Genomic DNA, 22,872 nt, shown 5'->3' with positions numbered 1-22,872 from the left:
CATGGAAGCATTCGGATTGCTGTTGCACGGCTTCGCCGTTCTCATGACCTGGAAGATCATCACCTTGATGATCCTTGGTCTGGTGCTCGGCATTTTCGTCGGCGTGCTGCCAGGCCTCGGCGGCCCCAACGGCGTTGCGATCCTGCTGCCGCTGACCTTCACGATGGATCCGACCTCGGCGATCGTGATGCTGTCCTGCATCTACTGGGGTGCGCTGTTCGGCGGCGCCATCACCTCGATCCTGTTCAACATCCCCGGCGAGGCCTGGTCGGTGGCGACCACCTTTGACGGTTATCCGATGGCGCAGCAGGGCAGGGCCGCCGAAGCGCTGACTGCCGCTTTCACTTCGTCGTTCATCGGCTCGCTGGTCGCGGTGCTGCTGATCACCTTCCTGGCGCCGATGATCTCGTCGTTCGCGCTGAAATTCGGGCCGCCGGAATTCTTTTCGGTCTATCTGCTCACCTTCTGCTCCTTTGTCGGCCTCGGCCGCGAAGCCAAGCACAAGACGGTCATTTCGATGTCGCTCGGCCTGCTTCTCGCCGGCATCGGCATGGACACCGTGTCCGGCCAGTTGCGCATGACGTTCGGCTCGTCGGAACTGCTGCGCGGCATCAACTTCCTGGTCGCCGTGATCGGCCTGTTCGGCATCAGCGAAATCCTCCTCACCATGGAGGAGCGCCTCGCACTGCGCGGCCACGCCGCCGGCATTTCCTTGCGCGTGGTGCTGTCGGTCTGGAAAGATTTACCGAAATACTGGGCGACGCTGTTTCGCTCCTCCTTCATCGGCTGCTGGCTTGGCATCACCCCGGGCGGCGCGATTGCCGCTTCCTTCATGGGCTACAACCTCGCCAAACGCTTCTCCAAGGATCCGGACAGCTTTGGCAAGGGCCGTATCGAGGGCGTGTTCGCGCCCGAGACCGCGGCGCACGCCTCCGGCACCGCGGCGCTGCTGCCGATGCTGGCGCTCGGCATCCCCGGCTCCGGCACCGCCGCGATCCTGCTCGGTGGCTTGATGGTGTGGGGCCTCAACCCGGGTCCGTTGCTGTTCGTCGAGCACAAGGATTTTGTCTGGGGGCTGATCGCCTCGATGTATCTCGGCAATGTCGTCGGCCTCGTGCTTGTTCTGACGACGGTGCCGATCTTTGCCTCGATCCTGCGGGTGCCGTTTGCAGCCGTGGCGCCGATGATCGTGGTGTCCTGCGCGATCGGCGCCTATGCGATCCAGAACGCGATGTTCGACATCTGGCTCATGCTGGGCTTTGGCGTGGTCGGCTATGTCTTCAAGAAGATCGGCATTCCCCTGGCGCCGTTCACGCTGGCGCTGGTGCTCGGCAATCGCGCCGAGGATGCGTTCCGCCTCTCGATGATCGGCTCCGGCGGCGACCTCAAGGTGTTCTGGTCGAATGGCTTGGTCGGTTCGATCACCACGCTGGCGATCGTGCTGCTGTTCTGGCCTGTCATCGACAAGGTGATCAGCGGCGCTGGAAAGCTCATGCGGCCGGCGCCGGCATAGTTCGCGGCGCCGGTTCAAGACGGTCGAGACGGACGGGCTTTCGTCGGCGATACCTGTTCATGGCCAACCTCACGTCAGCGGCGCTTCCCATGGCGAAGCCCTGCTTCTAATGCATTGACAGCCCCCGCCCGGAGGGGGACAAGGCCGCCGAATAGTGGTATTCGAGCGGCTCGAAACGCCAAGACAAGACCGGGAAGGACGCCCATGACCGTGCATACTGGAAGGCATTTTCTGCAGATTCCGGGACCGACCAACGTGCCGGACCGGGTGCTGCGCGCAATGGACATGCCGACCATGGACCACCGGGGTCCGGAATTCGCCGAGATCGGCCACGCCGTGTTGGCCGCGATGCAGCGGGTGTTTCGCACCAAGCAGCCGGTGATCATCTACCCGTCGTCCGGCACGGGCGCCTGGGAGGCGGCCCTCGTCAATACGCTGCAGCCCGGCGACAAGGTTCTGATGGCGGAGACCGGGCAGTTTGCCGTGCTGTGGCGCGGTATCGCCGAGAAGTTCAAGCTCGAAATTGATTTCCTGCCCGGCGACTGGCGCCATGGCGCCGACCTCGAGCAGATCGAGGCGCGGCTGTCGGCCGACAAGGCGCACAAGATCAAGGCCGTGTGCGTAGTCCATAACGAGACGTCGACCGGCTGCGTCACCCATCCGCAGGACGTCCGTAAAATTCTCGACCGCGTCAATCATCCCGCGCTGCTGATGGTCGACACCATCTCCGGCCTCGGATCGCTGGAATATGAGCACGATGCCTGGGGCATCGACGTGTCGGTGGCCGGATCGCAGAAGGGCCTGATGCTGCCGCCGGGACTCGGCTTCAACGCCATCTCGGAAAAGGCGCTGGCGGTTGCGAAAGCGAATCCTGCCATGCGCTCCTACTGGGACTGGGAGGAAGTCATCGCGATCAACAAGGCGGGCACCTGGCCCTACACGCCGGCAACGAACCTGCTGTTCGGCTTGCGCGAGGCGGTCAAGATGCTCGAGGAAGAAGGGCTGGAGAACGTCTTCGCCCGCCACAAGCGCCATAGCGCCGCGACGCGCGCGGCCGCCAAGGTGTGGGGCCTGGAAACGCAGTGCCAGGAGCAGGGCGCCCATTCGCCCGCGCTGACCGGCGTGGTGATGCCCGAAGGCCATGACGCCGACAATTTCCGAAAAGTCGTGCTGGAAAATTTCGACATGTCGCTCGGCACCGGTCTGAACAAGATCAAGGGCAAGGTCTTCCGGATCGGCCACATCGGCCACTTCAATGATCTGATGCTGATGGGCACGCTGTCGGGCGTCGAGATGGGTCTCGATCTCGCCAAGGTGCCGCATCGCGGCGGCGGTGTGCTGGCGGCGATGGAAGTGCTCAAGGGACGCGACGTCGTATCGATGCCGAAGGCCGCCGTGGCCTGAGATCGTTTGACCGAAACAAAAACAGAGAGAGCTGCGATGAACGCACCGGTAGCTGCGACCGAAGACCTGATCTATTCCGTCGAGGACGGCATCGCCCGGCTGACGTTCAACCGTCCGCAGGCGCGTAACGCGCTGACCTTTGCCATGTACGAGCGGATGGCTGTTATCTGCGAGGACGTCAACAAGGACCGCTCGATCAAGGTGATGATCCTGACCGGCACGGGCGACAAGGCATTCGCATCGGGCACCGATATCTCGCAGTTCCGGGCCTTCAAGACCGCGGAAGACGCGCTCGAATATGAAGAGCGGATCGATCGCGTATTGGGGACCTTGGAGAAGGTCAGGGTGCCGACGATTGCGGCGATCGCCGGTGCCTGCACCGGCGGCGGCGCGGGAATCGCTGCCTGCTGCGATATCAGGATCGGTACGGCGGCGACGCGGATAGGCTTTCCGATCGCGCGCACGCTCGGCAATTGCCTGTCGATGTCGAATATCAGCCGGGTCGTTGCGCTGGTCGGACCGGCACGGACCAAGGATCTGATCTTTACGGCGCGGCTGATCGAGGCGCCCGAGGCGCTGTCGCTCGGTCTGCTCAACGAGGTGGTGCCCGACGTTCCGGCGCTGCAACGCCGCGCCGACGAAACCGCCAAGCTTGTTGCCGGCCATGCGCCGATCACGATGGAAACCGCCAAGGAAGCGGTGCTCCGCCTCCGTCGTACGCTGTCGCGCGAGGAGGGCCGGGACCTGATCCTGCGCGCCTATATGAGCGAGGATTTCCGCGAGGGAATGGACGCGTTCCTCAACAAGCGCACGCCGAACTGGAAGGGCAAGTAGAGCCGGGCCAGCCAACGCTTGCCGCCCGCTATGGCCTAGCAGCTTTCCTTGCCAACTCCATACCCAGATCGAGGGCTGCGATGCCTATACGCTCCGAAGGAGCAGCCAGGCAGCGTTGATCCATCCAACTGATGATCGCATCAAAATCGCCGCCGCCTACGATGTCCCGCTCGCCGCTGATGTTCAGACCGCTGATGAATCCGACCAGCCAGGATTCAAAGCTTCCTTTGACAATCGCGTTCTTTTTTCGATTGGTCCACGCCGTACAGGTTTGAGAGCCGGCGCCGATAATTGACGAACCGGCGTCCGCGATGGTGGACAGACAAATCAGCACCAAACCAATCGCGAACGCTTTCATGCCGCCTCCAGGCGCCGTCATCTCTGGCCGCGAAGCGGTATGGCGGCTACGGCTTCTTGAGACAAAGGCCGATGGTCGGGCTTGTACCGCACTTTGCGCCGTCGGCTGCGCCGCCAGAGGGACAAAATACCGACACCAGGATTTCGCTTGCTTCGCAACTGACCGGTCCATCGCTCTGGACCGACCTGACGATGGTTCCAGCCGCCCCCGGATCGCCCTTTGCACCGGGCGCACCCTGCGGTCCTTGCGGCCCCTGAGGACCCTGCTGCCCCTGTGCCCCTTGCTGCCCCTGTGGCCCGGCAATGCCCTGCAGGCCTTGCGCGCCCTGCGGACCGGCGGGGCCTTGAGCGCCGGTTTCCCCTTTCGGCCCTGGATCTCTCCCACAGCCGGCGAGCATCACCGCCGTGCCCATTGCGACGGCCATCAAAAGCGCTCTCATTCCGTTTTCTCCTCCTCGTTGCCACACGCGTGTATTAAAGGGGGGCACCCGCAGGCAAGCAACCGAAAAGCCGGCGACTCGAAGTCGCGCTTCTTTTGCTCAATTTCGCAACGGTGCTATCTAGTGCGAAAGTCATAGACCTTGGGTTGCGGCGCAGCTTGAACTGGAGCTGTATCGCCCGCAAAATGAAGCAACCTGATCTGGTTTTATCCAAGCCTTACAAGACACATAGGGAAGAAACACGTGGGACATATGCTGAAAGCCGCGGCCGCCTTGACGGCCATGATTGCAACCACCCCGGCGCTCGCCGCGTGGGAGCCGACCAAGCCGGTCGAAATCGTGGTTGCGGCCGGTGCGGGCGGTGCGTCCGACCAGATGGCGCGGATGATGCAGGCGGCCATTCAGAAGAACAACCTGATGAAGCAGCCAATGGTTGTGTCGCTGAAGGGCGGGGCGTCGGGTGCCGAGGCGCTGATGTACATGAAGTCCAGCGACGGCGACGCCAACAAGGTGCTGATCGCCTATTCGCTGATCTACATGCTGCCGCTGTCGGCGAAGATCCCCTTCAACTGGCGTGAGCTGACGCCGGTATCGGTCGTTGCGATGGATCAATTCGTGCTGTGGGACAATACCGAGGGACCGAAGACGGTGAAGGAATTCGTCGCCGCCGCCAAGGCCGCAAGCTCGCCGTTCAAGATGGGCGGCACCGGCTCCAAGCGCGAGGACCACGTGTTGACCGTGTTCATGGAGCAGAAGACTGGCGCGAAATTCTCCTATCTGCCGTACAAGTCGGGCGGCGAGGCCGCGACGCAACTCGTCGGCAAGCACACCGAAGCCAACGTCAATAATCCATCCGAGAATCTCGAGGTCTGGCGGGCCGGTCAGGTTCGTGCGCTCTGCGTGTTCGACAAGGAGCGCATCTCCTACAAGACCAAGGTCACTGAAACACAATCCTGGAACGACATCCCGACCTGCAAGGAGGAAGGGCTCGACGTCCAGTATCTGATGCTGCGCGCGATGTTCCTGCCCGGCAAGGTGACGCCGGAGCAGCAGGCGTTCTACGTCGAGCTGTTCCAGAAGGTGACGCAGACGGCGGAGTACAAGGATTACATGGAGAAGCAGGCGCTGAAGCCGATCTTCCTCACCGGCAAGGACATGCTGAAATTCCTTGAAGAGGATGACAAGCTGAACTCGTTGCTGATGAACGAAGCGGGCTTCGTGGCGAAATAGACTGATCGTTACTTGTCGGCGGGACCGTATCCAGCGATCCTGCCGAGCACGTTTTCGATCTCGGCCTTCGGCAGCAGCCGCGGTGTCCCGATCTGCAGGCAGCCGTGATATTGCCGGGCCAGCGCTTCGACCTCGACGGCGAGCCACATCGCCTTCGAAAGCGATGCGCTGACCGCAATCATGCCATGGTGTTCCAGCAGGCACGCCAGCCGGCCTTCCAGCGCGCGCACGGCGTGCTCCGAAAGTTCCTGCGTGCCGAAGGTCGCATAGGGCGCGACGCGGATGGTGTCGCCGCCGGCGCACGCGATCATGTAGTGGATCGGTGGAATTTCCAGGCCCATGATGGCGAGGATCGTCGAATAGGTCGGGTGGGCATGGACCACCGCATTGATTTCGGGCCGGGCTCTCAGGATGTCGAGGTGAAATCGCCACTCGCTCGACGGCCGCTGGGCGGCATCGTGCGAGCCGTCCATGCCCATGAACACGATCTGCTCGGGGCGCATCGCCTCATAAGGCGTGCTGGTCGGCGTGATCAGCAGGCCCTCGCCGTGGCGCAGGCTGATATTCCCCGACGTCCCCTGGTTGATGCCGAGCGCATTCATGCTGCGGCAGGCATCGATGATCGACTGGCGTTTTTCCCGGTCCTTCATGGTCGGCATTTTGAGACCTCTTGCAACCGCGCGACAATGCTTGATTATTGCGCCGCAGTATAGTCGAACATCTCGAGTGAAATCCTGATTGGGAGAAGTCATGACGCGTGCCGTGCTTGGCATCATCGGCGGATCCGGCATCTACGATCTGCCGGGGCTCGAGGACGTCCGCGAGGAGGCGATCAAGAGCCCGTGGGGCGAGCCGTCCGCGGCCCTGACGCGCGGTGTCATCGCAGGCTTGCCGATCGTGTTTCTGCCGCGGCACGGCAAGGGACACGTGCTGTCGCCCTCCGACATCAATTACCGCGCTAACATCGACGTGCTGAAACGGGCTGGGGTCACCGACCTGGTTTCGCTCTCGGCCTGCGGTTCGTTCCGGGAGGACCTAGCGCCCGGAACCTTCGTGCTGGTCGACCAGTTCATCGACCGCACCTACAAGCGCGAGAGTTCGTTTTTCGGCCGGGGCTGCGTGGCCCATGTCTCGATGGCGCATCCGGTATCGCCGCGGCTGCTTGTGCATCTGGCGGCCGCCGCCAAGGCCGAGGGTATCGCGGCGGTGCAGGGCGGCACCTATGTCTGCATGGAGGGCCCGCAATTCTCGACGCTTGCCGAGAGCCTGACCTACAAGGCGCAGGGTTTTTCGGTGATCGGCATGACCAACATGCCCGAAGCGAAACTCGCCCGCGAAGCCGAGATCTGCTACGCCAGCGTGGCGATGGTCACCGATTTCGATTGCTGGCATCCCGATCACGATGCCGTCACCGTGCAGGATATCATCCGCGTGCTGAACTCGAATGCCGGCAAGGCCAAGGCGCTCGTTGCGCGCCTCGCGAGGGATTTTCCGCGCGAGCATGAGCCGTGTCCCGTTGGATCGGACAAGGCGCTCGACACCGCCTTGATTACGGCGCCAGAGGCGCGCGATCCGCAATTACTGAAGAAGCTCGACGCCGTCGCCGGGCGGGTGTTGCGGTCATGAAGGTCGACGGCCGGCACTTCCGCAGTATCTGGTTGGCGCAAGACGGCTGGTCGGTGGGGGCGATCGACCAGCGGCGGTTGCCGCATGAGTTCGTGATCGCGCGCCTGGAGACCGCCGACGCGGCAGCGGACGCGATCCGCAGCATGCTGGTGCGCGGAGCGCCCCTGATCGGCGCCACCGCCGCTTACGGCATGGCGCTGGCGGTGCGGGACGATCGTTCCGACGCCGGCATCGAGCGCGCCTACGAATCTCTGATCGCGACGCGGCCGACCGCCATCAATCTGAAATGGGCGCTCGACGAAATGAAGCGCGTGCTCAAGCCGGCGGCGCCCTCGGAGCGGGTGCCGATCGCCTATGCCCGTGCCGCCGAGATCGCCGAGGAGGACGTCGCGATCAACGAAGAGATCGGCCGGCATGGCCTGGCGCTGATCGAACAGATCGCGGCGACGAAGCGGCCCGGCGAGCCGGTCAATGTCCTGACCCATTGCAACGCCGGCTGGCTTGCGACAGTCGACTGGGGCACCGCGACGGCGCCGATTTATCTGGCGCATGATCGCGGCCTGAAAGTTCATGTCTGGGTCGACGAGACCCGGCCGCGAAATCAGGGCGCTTCGCTCACCGCCTGGGAGCTTGGCCAACACGGCGTGCCGCACACCGTGATCCCCGACAACACCGGCGGCCATCTGATGCAGCACCGGATGGTCGATCTCGCGATCGTCGGCGCCGACCGGGTGACCGCCAACGGCGATGTCTGCAACAAGATCGGGACCTATCTGAAGGCGCTCGCCGCCCACGACAATGGCGTGCCGTTCTATGTTGCGCTGCCATCGCCCACCATCGACTTTAGTATTGATGATGGCATCAGGCAGATTCCGATCGAGCAGCGCAGCGCCGCAGAGGTGGCGACCATGACCGGCCGCACCGCTGACGGCCGCGTCGAAACCGTGCGGGTGGTTCCCGAGGGCTCGCCCGTAGCCAACTACGCCTTCGACGTCACGCCGGCGCGGCTGGTGACGGGACTGATCACCGAGCGCGGCCTGCTCCGCCCCGAGCGTGCTGCACTTGCGAGCGCATTCCCGGAGCGTAGCGCCGGACATTGACGTCTGGCATACCAGCGTCGTATCCCCTCTCGGATCGCTGCTATCGGAAGCTTTCATGTCCAATACCGATATCGAAATCGTCGTCGAAGACCCGACCGCTCCGGAGGCGGATTCGCCTGCGGTGACCAGCGTTCGCGTAGCTGACGTGGTCGTTTCGCTTCTGCTGCTAGCACTCGCGCTGACCCTCGGATGGGACAACTGGCGAACGGGAGCCGGCTGGGAATCGACCGGCCCGCAGGCCGGATACTTTCCGTTCTATCTCTCGGTCATCCTCGGTGGCGCCAGCCTCTATGGCCTGATCGCCGCATTCCTGTCGCGCAGGGAGGCTTCCGAAGTTTTCGTGACGCGGGCGCAGCTTCGCCGCGTGATGGCGGTGTTCGTGCCGACGCTGCTGTTCTGCCTCGCGATGCAGTTCCTCGGGCTCTATGTCGCAAGCTTTCTCCTGATCGCCGGTTTCATGCGCATGGTCGGCAAGATCGCGTGGTGGAAGTCGCTGCTCACCGCCTTCGTATTTACCGCCGTGATGTTCGTGACCTTCGACATCGCCTTTGACGTCATCATGCCAAAGGGCCCGCTCGAAGCGGCGTTCGGCCGCTGACGGATCCGGCATGACTCTATCCGTCATTTGCGAGGAGCGAAGCGACGAAGCAATCCATTCTAGCTTTGCCGCGCCATGGATTGCTTCGCTTCGCTCGCAATGACGAACTGCTTGGGATCATCTGATGGAAGCCCTCGGCCTCTTGATGCACGGCTTCGCCGTGCTGCTGACGTGGAAAACACTGCTGCTGATGATGTTGGGGCTGGTGCTCGGCATTTTCGTCGGCGTGCTGCCAGGCCTCGGCGGCCCCAACGGCGTTGCGATCCTGCTGCCGCTGACCTTCACGATGGATCCGACCTCGGCGATCGTGATGCTGTCCTGCATCTACTGGGGTGCGCTGTTCGGCGGCGCCATCACCTCGATCCTGTTCAACATCCCCGGCGAGGCCTGGTCGGTGGCGACCACCTTTGACGGTTATCCGATGGCGCAGCAGGGCAGGGCCGCCGAAGCGCTGACTGCCGCTTTCACTTCGTCGTTCATCGGCTCGCTGGTCGCGGTGCTGCTGATCACCTTCCTGGCGCCGATGATCTCGTCGTTCGCGCTGAAATTCGGGCCGCCGGAATTCTTTTCGGTCTATCTGCTCACCTTCTGCTCCTTTGTCGGCCTCGGCCGCGAAGCCAAGCACAAGACGGTCATTTCGATGTCGCTCGGCCTGCTTCTCGCCGGCATCGGCATGGACACCGTGTCCGGCCAGTTGCGCATGACGTTCGGCTCGTCGGAACTGCTGCGCGGCATCAACTTCCTGGTCGCCGTGATCGGCCTGTTCGGCATCAGCGAAATCCTCCTCACCATGGAGGAGCGCCTCGCACTGCGCGGCCACGCCGCCGGCATTTCCTTGCGCGTGGTGCTGTCGGTCTGGAAAGATTTACCGAAATACTGGGCGACGCTGTTTCGCTCCTCCTTCATCGGCTGCTGGCTTGGCATCACCCCGGGCGGCGCGATTGCCGCTTCCTTCATGGGCTACAACCTCGCCAAACGCTTCTCCAAGGATCCGGACAGCTTTGGCAAGGGCCGTATCGAGGGCGTGTTCGCGCCCGAGACCGCGGCGCACGCCTCCGGCACCGCGGCGCTGCTGCCGATGCTGGCGCTCGGCATCCCCGGCTCCGGCACCGCCGCGATCCTGCTCGGTGGCTTGATGGTGTGGGGCCTCAACCCGGATCCGTTGCTGTTCGTCGAGCACAAGGATTTTGTCTGGGGGCTGATCGCCTCGATGTATCTCGGCAATGTCGTCGGCCTCGTGCTTGTTCTGACGACGGTGCCGATCTTTGCCTCGATCCTGCGGGTGCCGTTTGCAGCCGTGGCGCCGATGATCGTGGTGTCCTGCGCGATCGGCGCCTATGCGATCCAGAACGCGATGTTCGACATCTGGCTCATGCTGGGCTTTGGCGTGGTCGGCTATGTCTTCAAGAAGATCGGCATTCCCCTGGCGCCGTTCACGCTGGCGCTGGTGCTCGGCAACCGCGCCGAGGATGCGTTCCGCCTCTCGATGATCGGCTCCGGCGGCGACATGAAGGTGTTCTGGTCGAACGGCCTGGTCGGCTCGATCACCACGCTGGCGATCGTGCTGCTGTTCTGGCCTGTCATCGACAAGGCTTTTGGCAGCGTCACCCGAATGCTGCGGCCGGCGAAAGCGTAGTTTGCGTAGGATGGGTAGAGCGAAGCGAAACCCATCGCGGACATGAGCGCTCGTCAGGATGGGTTTCGCTTCGCTCTACCCATCCTACGGTCCTCGAGGTGCTTTCGTCAGTTTCGTAGGGTGGGCAAAGGCGCGTTTGCGCCGTGCCCACCATTTCTCGAAGAGCGCGATCCTGAATGGTGGGCACGTCGCTGCGCTCCTTTGCTCACCCTACGGTCTTCACGCGCACTCGTCAGCCCGGTAGAAGCTGCTTCGGCAGGCTGAACGCGAGCCGATAAAGCGGTAGGTCATCGATCGCGCCGTGGTCCTCGGTGGAAAGCAGCTTGCGCAGATGATGGAGGGCCTCGCGGACCGCGGCTTCGTCCAGGCCCTCGATCAGCAGCAGGGCGGAGAAGGAGCCGTCATTGGCGCGCATGCCCTTCTCGCGGGTCTTGATCGAGGTCTGCGCGATGTCGGTGAGCAGGACCCGCGCGGCGATGATGCGGTCGAGGCGGGCGAGTTCGGCGACGAGTGTGGCGGCGTCCCGGGATGGCCCGGTGTCGAGGCGCAGGGGAGCGACAATGCCGCCCTGACCAGTGCCCGCTGAGGCCGCAACGCGGCCGCCGCCGCGCGCGAAATTTTCAAGCTTGGGCATGGTGCGCTGCGACCATGGCGTCGGCGCGTTCAGCCGTGCCAGATAGTCCGGACCGCCGACGACGCGCTCGTCCTCGAGCTCGTAGAGGATGAAGTAGCGGTTCACCGCGACACCCAGCGCGCGGAAGATGCGGCACGCCAAAAATCCGTCGATGCCGACGCGCTCGGCGGCATGTTCGCGCGTGATCCAGTGCGCCCAGTCGGTTTCGTTCTGCGGCGCGAGATCGCTCCAGATCGCGAGATAGCCGGTTCCCTGCATGTCGCGCTTCCTTATTTCGGTCCGGTGCGCATGGCGACCGGCAGTGTTGCGGGCAACTTGCCGGCACCCTGCAATGCGGCCTGCATGGCGACGATGTAGCCGTAGGGGCCGAGGCCTGCGATGACGCCCTTGACCGCGGCAGAGAGCTTTGAGTGCCGGTGCAACTCATCGCGGGCGTGGATGTTTGAAATATGCACCTCGAAGATCGGGCCTTCAAAGATCTTCAGGGCGTCGTAGATGGCAATCGATGTGAAGGAGAAGCCGGCAGGATTGATGATCAGGGCGTCCGCCGAATTGCGCGCGGACTGGATCAGATCGACCAACACGCCCTCGTAGTTGGACTGGTGGAACGCCAGCTCGGCACCGGCGAAAGTGGCCAATTCCTCGCATGACGCCTTGATGGCGTCGAGCGTGGTTGACCCATAGATGTGCGGCTCGCGGATGCCGAGCATGTTCAGGTTTGGGCCGTTGAGGATCATGATGCGCATAAAATGCCTTTCACGAGATGATGACGGGGCAGTGTAGCCGATCGCGGCCGCATGTCAGCCGGTGAACCATTTCGCCGGCACGGTGACGAGCGCTGGAAACATGATCATCAGGAACAGCACGATCAATTGGGCGATCAGGAAGGGCCAGACCCCTTTGATGATGTCTTCCATGCTGATGCGCGATACGCCGCAAACGACGTTGAGGACGATGCCAACCGGCGGCGTGATCAGGCCGATCGAGTTGTTGATGATGAAGAGCACGCCGAAATAGACGGGGTCGATACCCGCCTGCTTGATGATCGGCATCAGGATCGGCGTCAGGATCAGAATGGTGGGCGTCATATCGAGCGCGGTGCCGACGATTACGACCAGCGTCATGATCGCCAGCATCAGAAGCGTCTGATTGCCCATGAAGGGACGAACGAGGTCGACGACTTGCGTGGCGATCTCGGAGATCGTGATCAGCCAGGAGGATACCAGCGCGGCCGCGACCAGAAACATGACGATGCTGGTGCTAAGCGCGGCCGAAACGAAGACTTCGTAGAGTTCGCCGAACTTCAGCTCGCGATAGACGCAAGTGGAGACAAACAGGGCGTAGACGGCGACGACCACGGCGGCCTCGGTCGGCGTGAACACGCCGAATCGCAGACCGACGACGATGATCGCGGGCAGCATCAGCGCCCAGAAGCCGTCGATGAAGGCCCAAACGATCTCGCGCAACGACTTTCGCGGTGGGCTCGCGGTCAGTTCGCCACGCGCGACCCACCACCAGGCAAAGCACAGGCCTACGCCCAGCATCAGCCCCGGGAAGATGCCGGCCAAAAACAATTTTGAGATCGACACGCCGCCGGTAACGCCGAACAGCACGAAACCGATGCTCGGCGGAATCACGGGCCCGATGACGCCGCTGGCGGCGACAAGCCCGGCCGCATTCATCTTGCGGTGGCCGGCGGCGACCATCATGGGCACCAGCAAAGCGGCCAGCGCAGCAGCGTCGGCGGCGGCAGATCCCGACAGGGAGGAAAGCACGCAGGCGGCCAGGATCGTAACGTAGCCCAATCCGCCCTTGACGTGACCGACGAGCGCCAGCGCGACGTTGACGATGCGTCGGGCGAGGCCGCCGCGATTCATCAGCTCGCCTGCCAGCATGAAGAACGGGACCGCCATCAGCGGAAAGCTGTCGGCGCCGTTGATGATGTTCTGGGCGACGATCTGCGAATCGAACACGTCAAGCGAATGCATCAGCGCGACGCCGCAGACGATCAGAGCAAATGCGATCGGCATGCCCAGCGCCATGGCACCGAGCAGCGAGAAGGTGAAGACGGCGAGCGTCACGCGCGGTTCCCCCGCTGATCAGACATGCTCTTCGCTTTCCTTCACCGAGATCAGGTCTCCCTCACTCGCCCGGCCGCTCAGCACGCGAAAGAGATCGAGCAGCAGGATCACAGCTGCGGAAACGCCGAAGACGAGGCCGGAGGAGTAGAAGAACAGGCCGACCGAGATGCCGGAGGCGGGCGCGCTGTCGCCGAAGGTCAGAACCGCCTGTTTCCAGCTGCCGAGCGTCAGCAGACCATCCGCGTACAGCATCAGCAGGTAGCTCGCGACGAAGCAGATCTTCTTGCCGAGCGGAGGGAGCGCGCGGACGAGCGTATCGACGCCGAGATGGGCGTGCTGACGTAGCGCAACGATGGCGCCGAGAAATGTCAGCCACACCAGCAGCCAGCGCGACAGCTCTTCCGAGGTCGGAATGCCCGAGTTGAAGAGATAGCGCATCACAACGTTGGTGAAGACCAGCACGACCATCGCGGCGAGGCACACCGCGATCGCGACCCGGAGCACCCGGCAGTAGAGATCGATCAGCCGTTCGATGGCGGCCATGACGGCTTACTTGGCGCCGCGGATGCGCGCCAGCTCGCCGGTGAAGAGTTTTACGCGCGCCGGATCGTATTCCGCCGAGAATTTTTCGACGACCGGCTTGGTCGCCTCCTGCATGCGGGCGTATTCGGCCGGTGCGATCTCGTTGAACTGCATGCCCTTGGCTTTCAGTTCATCCAGCGCCTTCTCCGCGGCGAGCTTGGTCTGGTCGCGCTGGTATTCACGTGTCTCGGCAAAACTGTCACGCAGCATCTTCTGCTCTTCCGCCGACAGGCCGTCCCAGAATTTCTTGCTGACGATGATTACGTTCTGCGTGAAGGTGTGGTTGGTGGCCGATACGTATTTCTGCACCTCGTAGAACTTGTTCGACAGGATGACGCTGTAGGGATTCTCCTGGCCGTCGACGGTCCTATTTTCCAGTGCGGTGTACAATTCGCCGAACGCCATCGGTACTGGATTTGCCTTCAGCGCCTTGAAGGTTTCGAGATAGACCGGATTCGGGATCACCCGCAGCTTCAGCCCGGCAAAGTCCTCGACCTTTGCGATCGGACGGCTCGAGTTGGTGGCGTTGCGGAAGCCGAGTCCCCAATAGCCGAGGCCGATCAGTTCCTTCTCCGGCAGCGTCTCAAGCATCGCCTTGCCGAAGGCGCCTTGCGCGAGCGCCTCGGCCTGATCGAACGTCGAGACGATGAAGGGGAAGTCGAACAGGCCGAGATCCTTGACGACGCTGGCGAGCGAGGTGGTCGACGCCGAAAGGATTTCCTGGGTGCCGCCGCGCACCGCCGACTGCTGCTGCATCTCGTTGCCGAGTTGCGAGGCCGCAAACTCGCGGATCTTCAGCTTGCCGCCGCTCTTGGCTGCCAGCACCTCGGCGAATTTCTTCACGCCGAAGCTGACCGGGTGGTCGGTGTTGTTGAGGTGGCCCCAGCGGATGGTGCGCTCCTGCACCTGGGCGGCAGAAGGTGTTCCTACAAGCGCGCAAAGGCTGACGGCAGCGCACAGCAATCCGATCCGCATGGCGGTTCTCCCCGTTGGTTCGCGATCTTCTCAACGTCGCGATGGCGGGCAGTATCCATATGAGGAAATTAAAGTCAAAATATAATTTAGAAACTATCATATGAAATATGTTATGTAGGACGAATGATGATGCTTGAGTGAAATCGGCTGACATGGCAGGTGGCACTCGGCAGCTGCCGGTTGGCTGCCTGGCGCATGGGTTGGCAATGACACTGGTCGAGCGAACGGAAGAGCAGGAAGCGGTCGGCGATGACGGCTATCGCCGCATCCGCACCGACATCGTGTTCGGCCGGCTCCGGCCTGGGCAAAAACTCCGGCTCGAAGGCCTCAAGGAGGACTACGGCGTCAGCGTCTCGACGCTGCGCGAAATCCTCAACCGGCTGGCCGCAGAAGGTTTTGTGCTGGCCGAGGGCAGGCGGGGGTTCGAGGTGGCGCCGGTCTCGGTGGAGAACCTGAAGGAGCTTGCGGAGCTTCGCCTGGTGCTGGAGACGCATGCACTGGGTGTGTCGTTCGCCAATGCCGATGTCGAATGGGAAGGGCGTGTGGTCTCCGCGCACCACAAGCTCGCCTCAACCGATCGGCTGATGGAGAACGGCCTCGGCGAGCTCGAACAGTGGAAGCGCTATGACGGCGAATTCCATCAGGCGCTGATCTCCAATTGCGGTTCACGCACGCTGATGGAGATGCATGCCTTAGTGTTCGACAAATACTTCCGATACCAGATGGTGGCGTTCAGCTATCGCGGCAGCGAGCCCGCCGAGCAGCACAAGGCCTTGCTCGAAGCGGCGCTGAAGCGCGACGCCGTTACTGCCACCGCAACGCTGCGCACGCATGTCAACAATTGCGTGGAGCACGCGCTCGCGACGGCGTCGCTGAAGTAGGGGCGGTCCGTAAGGCGGATTAGCGAAGCGTAATCCGCCGACTCCTGCCGTGAAATGGCGGATTACGCTGACGCTAATCCGCCCTACGAAATCACACCACCTTGCGCTGGCGCAGCTCCGCAATCTCGTCCTTGCCGAAGCCGAACTCGGCCAGCACTTCCTCCGTCTGCTCGCCGAACTCGGGCGGCCGTGCGGCCATGCTGCTCGGCGTGCGTGACAGCGTCACCGGCTGGCCGATGAGCTGGATGTGGCGGTGCTCGTCGTTCGGCACGTGCTGGGCGATGCCGAGATGCTTGACCTGGGCGTCGTCGAACATCTGGTCGATTGAATAGATCGGGCCGCAGGGCACGCCGGCCTCGTTCAATTCCTTGACCCAAACGTCCGTCGATTTTTTCTCGGTGAGCTTGCCGATCGTGGCATTGAGCGCGTCGCGGTTCTTCGAGCGCGCGGGCGCGGTGGCATAATCGGGATTGGTGACGAGTTCGGGCGCGCCGATCGCTTGCGCGCAGCGTTCCCAGATCCGGCCGCCGGTCGTGGCGATGTTGATGTAGCCGTCGGAAGTCTTGAACACGCCGGTCGGGATCGAGGTCGGATGGTTGTTGCCGGCCTGCTTGGCCACATCCTTTTCCATCAGCCAGCGCGAGGCCTGGAAATCCAGCATGAAGATCTGCGCCTGCAACAGCGAGGTCTGCACCCACTGGCCCTGGCCGGAAACATCGCGTTCCAGCAGCGCGGTCAGGATGCCGATGGCGCAGAACAGCCCGGCGGTGAGGTCGGCCACGGGGATGCCGACCCGCATCGGACCCTCGCCGGGCGCACCGGTAATCGACATCAGCCCGCCCATGCCCTGCGCGATCTGATCGAAGCCCGGCCGCTTGTGATAGGGGCCATCCTGGCCGAAGCCGGAGATGCTGCCATAGACGATGCGCGGGTTGATCTGACGCAGGCTCTCATAGTCGATGCCGAGTTTTGCCTTCACGTCGGGGCGAAAATTTTCGACCACAACGTCGGCCTGTTCGGCGAGGCGCTTGAACACTTCGAGGCCCTTCGGGTCCTTCAAATTCAGCGTCATGGCCCGTTTGTTGCGGTGCAAATTCTGAAAATCCGAGCCCTGGCGCGGGCCGCCGGGCTGCTCGCCGCCGCTGTCTTCCAGCAGCGCGTCGATCTTGACGACGTTGGCGCCCCAATCCGCCAGCTGCCGCACACAGGTGGGCCCGGAGCGAACGCGGGTGAGATCAAGCACGGTGAAACGGGAAAGGGCCTGCGAAGCACGGGGGAAAGGCATTGAGAAACCTTGTTTTTGGATTTCGCCGGGGAATGGGCAGACTTGTGGCTTAACCAATCCAGCACCGATTTCCAACTGCTTGTTCACCATTTGTGGCCGGTAGTCAGGGCTATTTAAAAGTCCTTTCCAAAGCTATCGACCCTGATCACGGTCGACCTTGTCGGGTCCAATACTATCGCAACTGGTTGGATTGATTCCCGTAATGTCATGCCACCACGTCTCGTTGTCGAGATACCATTGCACGGTCTGCTGCAGTCCGCGCTCGAAACCGACGCTGCCGCGGTTGCCGAGCTCGGTCGCGAGCTTGCCGGCATCGATCGCGTAGCGGTGATCGTGGCCGGGGCGGTCCGTGACATAGGTGATAAGCGTGCGGCAGGAGTCGCCGCCAGCCGCGGGACAGGATGGAAAGCGTGACGCGAGGCGCGGGTCAGCGGCGAAGGCGGCATCGATGGTGTCGCAGATCAAGCCGACCACGTCGCGGTTGTTGCGCTCGTTGCCGCCGCCAACATTATAGGTTTCGCCGGTGCGGCCGCTCTCGATCACGTTCATCAGGGCGGAGCAATGATCGGACACGTGCAGCCAGTCGCGGACGTTGGAACCGTCGCCATAGATCGGCAGCGGCTTGCCTTCCAGCGCATGGACGATCATCAGCGGAATGAGCTTTTCCGGGTGCTGATAGGCGCCGTAATTGTTGGAGCAGTTCGTGATGAGCGCCGGCATGCCGTAGGTCGCGACAAAGGCGCGGACCAGATGATCGCTCGATGCCTTGCTCGCCGCATAGGGCGAGTTCGGCCGATAGGGCGAGGATTCCGTGAAGGCGGGATCGGCCGGGCCGAGCGAGCCGTAGACCTCGTCGGTCGACACGTGAAGAAATCGTGCCTCATCGAGCATCGCGGCGGCACGCCAGCAATCGAGCGCCGCTTTGAGGAGCGTGAACGTGCCGAGCACGTTGGTCTGCAGAAACGCCTCGGGATCGCTGATCGAGCGGTCGACATGCGACTCGGCGGCAAGATGGGCCACGCGGGAGAATTTTCGTTCGTCGAACAGGCGCAGCATCAGCGCCGCGTCGCCGATGTCGCCCTTCACGAACGCGATGCTGCGATCGGCGATCAGCGGCTCCAGGCTGCGGATGTTGGCCGCATAGGTCATGGCATCAACCACGGTCAGCCGGTCGTCCGGCCGCGCGGCCCGCCACGCATGCACCAGGTTTTGGCCGATGAAGCCCGCACCGCCGGTGATCAGAACGGTTTGCATCCAATCTCCAGTGATTCAAAACCCAAAGCTGCGCGTGTACCCTGCACAATCTGATCCAGGCTTGGAAGCTTCTGATAGCAGCCCAAGCCGGAGACGTGGATGCGCGGGTCGATCTGGCGGAGGCTCTCATAGTCGATGCCGAGCTTTGCCTTCGCGTCGGGACGAAAATTCTCGACCACGCCGTCGGCCTGTTCGGCGAGGCGCTTGAACACTTCGAGGCCCTTGGGGTCTTTCAGGTTCAGCGTCATGGCGCGCTTGTTGCGGGGCAAATTCTGGAAGTCCTATCCCTGCCGCGGGCCGCCCGGCTACTCGCCGCCGCTGTCCTCCAGCAGCGCGTCGATCTTGACGACATTGGCGCCCAATCCGCCAACTGCCGCACGCACGTGGGCCCGGAGCTGACGCGGGTGAGATCGAGCACGGTGAAACGGGACAGGGCCTGCGAGGCTCGCGGGAAAGGCATTGAGAAAACCTTCTTTTTTGGATTCTTACGTGGGGCAGCCGCCATCTGACTTAGACAATTTGGCCCGAATTTCCAACAGTGGTTCGCAGCGGCATTAGCGGTTAGCGTCTTGATCATGATGTGGGTCATGAGGCGCAGCTGTCAGCGATCTACTTATCCTTTCAAACACCTTCTGCCCAAAGGAAGATGGTGATTGTGGGCGTCTTTCCTACACTTCGCGGGAAGGGCTTGAGGTGATCAGAGAGCGTAGCGATATTCGCCCATTCGGACTGTCGCGGCAGGTTTGCCAATATATCGGGACGAAAAAACAAATCGGTGGCCGCCTCGCCCGACGCGAATCTGATCGATAGCGCGATTTACCTTTAAGTTCAATAACTTGTATGGGCCTAATTGCGGTCTCCTGGCAGCTCCTGTAGATAGACAAGTGTGGGACAAATCAAACACTCAGCGACCTCCGGGCTCGGTTCTTCGGCCAGGCCGGCAAGTGCGCCTCTTAATAATTCGCGGCACGACATGTTCCGTGGTCGTTGGGTCGGCGGCCCAACTCTTGATCGAACGATCTATTTCGCGCCGGCCTGAAGCTGATATGGCATTGAAAAGAAGTCCGACCGATTTGCTAGGTAATTCTGCCTGGAACGCGATCGCCTTTGCAGCGGCCGTGGCGCTCAACCTCCTCGTCCTGCCGTTCGTGGTCTTTCGCCTCGGCGTCGCCGCGTTCGGCGTCGCTGGCCTCGTTACCGCATGCGTTGCGCCCGCACTGGCATTCAGCAACGCCCTGGCATTGTCGACGACGCGGGAACTCGCCCTGCGATTGGAGCCGTCCGAGCGCGGGGATGCGCGACTCCTTTTCGCCACGGCAGTGATGCTGGCATTGGCGGCAGGTGGCTCGATCGCGATCCTTTTCGGCTTGGCCGGGGCGCCGCTTGCGCGCCTCGGATTTCACTTGAGCAGGCCGTCTGCGGATGATCTCGGGCTTGCATTTGTGTTGGCCAGTACCGGATGGTTTTGCCAGTGCCTGTCAGCCGTCTTCCTGGCCTTGTTCACGGCACGTCAGGACTACCGGCGAGTTGCCTCGATCAGCATCGTCAGTACCGTTGTCGCGACGACGTCCATGCTGTTGTTCATTCCGCGCTGGCCCCAGGCCTCGACGTTTCTTGGCTGTCAGGCGCTGGGTTTTGCAACGAGCCTGCTTCTGGCCTTCGGATGGTCCCGACGTGTCATCGGCGATTGGCTGGCGCGGCCGGCGATCGATCGTGGGGCGCTCGGTGATTTGGTCAAGGTGGGTAGCTGGCAATTGGCCGCACAGGGCGGCGCGCTCATTGCCGCGCAGGCGGATCGTTATTTGCTCGGAGCTTTACTGCAGCCGCAGTTCGTCGGCTTTTATACGATTGCGCAGAGGCTAGAAGAGGCGGTGTATATCGGCGTTCTAAAGGTCGGCGAAATTCTATTCCCGTTCTTCAGCGCCCTGCAAACGGAGGCTGACGATCGCAAGGCCGATCTCCTATTCCGCTCTTCCTGGATCCTCAACGTGCTCGCCGCGAGTGCGCTTGGCGGCTTGATCCCCGTCGCCGGCCCGTTACTTCATCTATGGACCGGCGCCGAAGTGGCCGCCCAAGCCCAGCGCGTATTGGTGATACTGTCGATCGCCGGAATACTTGGATCGAGCTCGAATGTCTTTGCATTCTATCTTCTGGCGCAAGGGCGCTCGAGCTCGAATGCCTTGATTTCCCTGCTCACGGGCGTGTTCACGCTGGCGACCAGCGCGATCGCCTTGCCGTATTTCGGATGGCAGGCGGCGGGATGGAGCGCCTGCACTGGCATGATCGCCCAAATGGCCACTGTCGTGATTCTGCTGCGCCGGCATTTCAGCCTCACCGGCATGTGGTTGCGTCTGATCCACTTCGTGTTGATGCCGATCGGGGTCGGCATCGCAACCGCGCTGGCGTTGCGATATGGCTTCCGCAGCGCGCAACTCGACCAGGCACTCGGCTGGTGGTACGTGGGGGGCCTCTATGTGCTGGCGGCCGGCGTCATCTTCGCCGTCGCGGTCGCGGTTTCGCAGGCCGGCCCCTACGGAGCGGCCTGCTGGCGGGATCTTCGCGTCATCGTCAGCCGCTTCCTGCCCCTCAAGGCGATTTGACGAATGTGCGGAATTGCAGGCATCGTGAACCTCCGCGGCAACGCGGTCGAACCGGCGGAAATCTCGCGATTGACGAACCTGGTCGCGCATCGCGGACCTTTTGGCGAGGGAAGCTGGTTTAGCGCGAACCGCAATCTGGCATTCGGCCATCGTCGGCTGGCGATCATCGATCCTGGCGAAGGGGGCTATCAGCCGATGGTTTCCGTCAACGGCCGCCACGTGATCGTGTTCAATGGCGAGATATACAATTTCCTCGAACTGCGGCGCGAACTCGAAGTGCAGGGGGTGATTTTCCGCAGCCAGTCAGATACGGAGGTCATCCTGGCCGCATGGCAAGCGTGGCAGGAAGGCATGCTCACGCGCTTCAACGGAATGTGGGCGCTGGCAATCTTCGACACCAAAACCGAAGAACTGTTTCTGGCGCGCGACCGTTTCGGCATCAAGCCGCTATTGTATGCGTTGACATCGGAGCGCTTTGTCTTTGCATCGGAGCAGCGCGCATTGGTGCGAAGCGGCCTGATCGACGTATCGCTGGATATCGACGTGGCGCGACGGCTCATGCTCGATGCCTTCGGGGTCGAGGGCAGCGAGCGGACCCTTTGCCGGGAGGTGCGCCGCCTCCAGGGCGGACACTGCATGTGGCTGCGCCGGGGGAAATTGGAGATCCGACGATGGTGGCGGACGGTCGATCATCTGCCCGCGATCCCGTCCAACGAAGCCGAACGCGTGGAACGCTTTCGCCAGCACTTTCAGGACGCAGTTGCGCTGCGAATGCGCAGCGACGTCCCGATCGGGACCTGTCTGTCGGGAGGGTTCGATTCGTCGGCCGTGATCTGCACCATGGCTGCGCACGAAAAGGCCGGTATGGGCCCGCGGGACAGCACCTCGTGGCGCCACGCTTTCGTCGCGACCTTTCCCGGCGCCTCCAATGACGAGCGGCCGATGGCGGAGGAGGCCGCGGCCTGGGCGGATGTCGCGCCGTCATTCCTGGAGATCGGGCGGGCTGACGCGCTCACCGAACTCGATCGAATCCTCGACGACAATGATGACGTCTATATCGGACTTCCAAGTGCTGCCTGGTTGATCTATCGAGAACTCAGGCGGCATAGCGTGACGGTGTCGCTGGATGGCCATGGCGCAGACGAACTGATGGGAGCTTATCTTCAGGACGGGCAATCGGGAGCTTTCCGGATGCGAAACATGCTCGCAGGACTCGGTTCCGGTTCGGCACTGGCGAGGAGAGGCACCGACCTGTTGCGGGCGCTGATGATCAAACGCCAGGGGCACTATTTCCTGCGTGGCGGTCTGGGCGATGTTCCGGCTCAGCTTCCGCTGGTCGGCGATGACGACGTGCTGCCGCGCGACTGGGGCTCATTGAACCGTCGACTCTATCGCATGTTTCACAGCACTGTGCTGCCTACCATCCTGCGAAACTTCGATCGCCTGTCGATGGCTCACGGCATCGAGGTCCGGATGCCGTTCATGGACTGGCGTCTGGTGACCTATACGATGGCGTTGCCCGAAACCAGCAAGTCATCGAACGGCTATACCAAGGTCATTGCGCGGCAGGCGATGGCCAACCTGATGCCGGAATCCATTCGCATGGGGCGCAGGAAAGTCGGATTCAATTCGCCGATGCCGGAGTGGTTGAACGGACCTCTCGCCGGCTGGACCGCCAGTCTGCTCGATCGGAAGGTGCCCGCGTTCGCCGAACTGGTGGACGAGGAAGGCTTGCGCCGGACCGTCAGCCGTCTGACCGTGTCGAAGCAATGGGACTGGGAGACGGTCGGCCGGATCTGGCCGTATCTGAATATGAAGTGGATGCTGGCAAGGTTTGCGTGA

General features: G+C 62.5%; 21 protein-coding genes and 1 pseudogene. 11 read left to right on the top strand and 11 right to left on the bottom strand.

Going from position 1 to position 22,872, the window contains the following annotated elements:
• The first annotated feature begins 1 nt into the window (after position 1).
• The 3 genes from ACPPVP_RS32820 (at position 2) to ACPPVP_RS32810 (ending at position 3,751) form a co-directional block, all read left to right on the top strand.
• Positions 2-1,513: a tripartite tricarboxylate transporter permease gene (locus ACPPVP_RS32820; protein WP_426527731.1), complete on the top strand. Its 1,512-nt coding sequence runs from the start codon at positions 2-4 to the stop codon at positions 1,511-1,513.
• Between the two features lie 204 nt (positions 1,514-1,717).
• Positions 1,718-2,917 (top strand): pyridoxal-phosphate-dependent aminotransferase family protein, encoded by a 1,200-nt coding sequence (locus ACPPVP_RS32815; protein ID WP_426527730.1) that lies wholly within the window; start codon positions 1,718-1,720, stop codon positions 2,915-2,917.
• A gap of 36 nt (positions 2,918-2,953) precedes the next feature.
• Positions 2,954-3,751 carry an enoyl-CoA hydratase/isomerase family protein gene (locus ACPPVP_RS32810; RefSeq protein WP_426527729.1) on the top strand — a complete coding sequence of 266 codons (798 nt, stop codon included), beginning with the start codon at positions 2,954-2,956 and terminating at the stop codon, positions 3,749-3,751.
• Between the two features lie 28 nt (positions 3,752-3,779).
• Here ACPPVP_RS32810 and ACPPVP_RS32805 read toward each other — a convergent pair whose 3' ends face one another.
• Together ACPPVP_RS32805 and ACPPVP_RS32800 are read right to left on the bottom strand one after the other, a co-directional pair.
• Positions 3,780-4,109: a hypothetical protein gene (locus ACPPVP_RS32805; RefSeq protein WP_426527728.1), complete on the bottom strand. Its 330-nt coding sequence runs from the start codon at positions 4,107-4,109 to the stop codon at positions 3,780-3,782.
• A gap of 46 nt (positions 4,110-4,155) precedes the next feature.
• A complete protein-coding gene (locus ACPPVP_RS32800) occupies positions 4,156-4,548 on the bottom strand; it encodes a hypothetical protein (RefSeq protein WP_426527727.1) in 393 nt (130 codons plus the stop codon).
• 252 nt (positions 4,549-4,800) lie between these two features.
• On the opposite strand from ACPPVP_RS32800, the gene ACPPVP_RS32795 reads away from it, so the two are divergent.
• A complete protein-coding gene (locus tag ACPPVP_RS32795) occupies positions 4,801-5,778 on the top strand; it encodes a tripartite tricarboxylate transporter substrate binding protein (RefSeq protein WP_426538188.1) in 978 nt (325 codons plus the stop codon).
• An 8-nt stretch (positions 5,779-5,786) separates the two neighbouring features.
• Here ACPPVP_RS32795 and ACPPVP_RS32790 read toward each other — a convergent pair whose 3' ends face one another.
• The gene (locus ACPPVP_RS32790) at positions 5,787-6,437 is read right to left on the bottom strand and encodes a class II aldolase/adducin family protein (protein ID WP_426527726.1); all 651 of its coding nucleotides are present in this window, start codon (positions 6,435-6,437) and stop codon (positions 5,787-5,789) included.
• 91 nt (positions 6,438-6,528) lie between these two features.
• Here ACPPVP_RS32790 and ACPPVP_RS32785 point away from each other — a divergent pair, with 91 nt between their 5' ends.
• The 4 genes from ACPPVP_RS32785 (at position 6,529) to ACPPVP_RS32770 (ending at position 10,738) form a co-directional block, all read left to right on the top strand.
• Positions 6,529-7,404 (top strand): S-methyl-5'-thioadenosine phosphorylase, encoded by an 876-nt coding sequence (locus ACPPVP_RS32785; protein ID WP_426527725.1) that lies wholly within the window; start codon positions 6,529-6,531, stop codon positions 7,402-7,404.
• Positions 7,401-8,504 carry an S-methyl-5-thioribose-1-phosphate isomerase gene (gene mtnA, locus ACPPVP_RS32780; RefSeq protein WP_426527724.1) on the top strand — a complete coding sequence of 368 codons (1,104 nt, stop codon included), beginning with the start codon at positions 7,401-7,403 and terminating at the stop codon, positions 8,502-8,504. The genes ACPPVP_RS32785 and mtnA overlap by 4 nt, the downstream gene beginning before the upstream one ends.
• A 55-nt stretch (positions 8,505-8,559) precedes the next feature.
• Positions 8,560-9,102 (top strand): tripartite tricarboxylate transporter TctB family protein, encoded by a 543-nt coding sequence (locus ACPPVP_RS32775; protein WP_426527723.1) that lies wholly within the window; start codon positions 8,560-8,562, stop codon positions 9,100-9,102.
• A gap of 124 nt (positions 9,103-9,226) precedes the next feature.
• Entirely contained in the window at positions 9,227-10,738 is a 1,512-nt protein-coding gene (locus ACPPVP_RS32770; RefSeq protein ID WP_426527722.1) for a tripartite tricarboxylate transporter permease, read from the top strand.
• A gap of 232 nt (positions 10,739-10,970) precedes the next feature.
• Here the strand turns inward: ACPPVP_RS32770 and ACPPVP_RS32765 are convergent, their stop codons facing one another.
• The 5 genes from ACPPVP_RS32765 to ACPPVP_RS32745 are packed head-to-tail and all read right to left on the bottom strand — an operon-like array spanning position 10,971 to position 15,010.
• On the bottom strand, positions 10,971-11,630 hold the full coding sequence (locus ACPPVP_RS32765) for a hypothetical protein (protein ID WP_426527721.1): 660 nt from the start codon (positions 11,628-11,630) through the stop codon (positions 10,971-10,973).
• Positions 11,631-11,641: 11 nt separating this feature from the next.
• Positions 11,642-12,118 carry a type II 3-dehydroquinate dehydratase gene (locus tag ACPPVP_RS32760; RefSeq protein WP_426527720.1) on the bottom strand — a complete coding sequence of 159 codons (477 nt, stop codon included), beginning with the start codon at positions 12,116-12,118 and terminating at the stop codon, positions 11,642-11,644.
• Between the two features lie 54 nt (positions 12,119-12,172).
• Positions 12,173-13,453 (bottom strand): TRAP transporter large permease subunit, encoded by a 1,281-nt coding sequence (locus ACPPVP_RS32755; protein WP_426527719.1) that lies wholly within the window; start codon positions 13,451-13,453, stop codon positions 12,173-12,175.
• 18 nt (positions 13,454-13,471) lie between these two features.
• Entirely contained in the window at positions 13,472-13,987 is a 516-nt protein-coding gene (locus ACPPVP_RS32750) for a TRAP transporter small permease (protein WP_426538186.1), read from the bottom strand.
• Positions 13,988-14,002: 15 nt separating this feature from the next.
• Positions 14,003-15,010: a TRAP transporter substrate-binding protein gene (locus ACPPVP_RS32745; protein WP_426527718.1), complete on the bottom strand. Its 1,008-nt coding sequence runs from the start codon at positions 15,008-15,010 to the stop codon at positions 14,003-14,005.
• A gap of 206 nt (positions 15,011-15,216) precedes the next feature.
• Between ACPPVP_RS32745 and ACPPVP_RS32740 the strand changes: the two genes are divergently transcribed.
• Positions 15,217-15,891 (top strand): GntR family transcriptional regulator, encoded by a 675-nt coding sequence (locus ACPPVP_RS32740; RefSeq protein ID WP_426527717.1) that lies wholly within the window; start codon positions 15,217-15,219, stop codon positions 15,889-15,891.
• 91 nt (positions 15,892-15,982) lie between these two features.
• Here ACPPVP_RS32740 and ACPPVP_RS32735 read toward each other — a convergent pair whose 3' ends face one another.
• The 3 genes and pseudogenes from ACPPVP_RS32735 to ACPPVP_RS32725 all read right to left on the bottom strand — a co-directional run.
• Positions 15,983-17,176, bottom strand: a complete 1,194-nt coding sequence (locus ACPPVP_RS32735; RefSeq protein ID WP_426527716.1) for a CaiB/BaiF CoA transferase family protein — start codon at positions 17,174-17,176, stop codon at positions 15,983-15,985.
• A 132-nt stretch (positions 17,177-17,308) separates the two neighbouring features.
• Positions 17,309-18,430, bottom strand: a complete 1,122-nt coding sequence (rfbB, locus tag ACPPVP_RS32730; RefSeq protein ID WP_426527715.1) for a dTDP-glucose 4,6-dehydratase — start codon at positions 18,428-18,430, stop codon at positions 17,309-17,311.
• A 38-nt stretch (positions 18,431-18,468) separates the two neighbouring features.
• Positions 18,469-18,890, bottom strand: a pseudogene (locus ACPPVP_RS32725) (CoA transferase); the annotation flags it as partial.
• Positions 18,891-19,437: 547 nt separating this feature from the next.
• Between ACPPVP_RS32725 and ACPPVP_RS32720 the strand changes: the two are divergent.
• Both ACPPVP_RS32720 and asnB read left to right on the top strand, forming a co-directional pair.
• Positions 19,438-21,030 carry a lipopolysaccharide biosynthesis protein gene (locus ACPPVP_RS32720; protein ID WP_426527714.1) on the top strand — a complete coding sequence of 531 codons (1,593 nt, stop codon included), beginning with the start codon at positions 19,438-19,440 and terminating at the stop codon, positions 21,028-21,030.
• Between the two features lie 3 nt (positions 21,031-21,033).
• Positions 21,034-22,872: an asparagine synthase (glutamine-hydrolyzing) gene (gene asnB / locus ACPPVP_RS32715; RefSeq protein WP_426527713.1), complete on the top strand. Its 1,839-nt coding sequence runs from the start codon at positions 21,034-21,036 to the stop codon at positions 22,870-22,872.

The sequence above is a fragment of the Bradyrhizobium sp. McL0615 genome (assembly GCF_049993905.1).
In the GTDB taxonomy this organism is placed as follows: Bacteria; Pseudomonadota; Alphaproteobacteria; order Rhizobiales; family Xanthobacteraceae; genus Bradyrhizobium.
The sequence above is the reverse complement of the archived record's forward strand: the minus strand, read 5'-3'. Positions and strand labels throughout refer to the sequence as shown.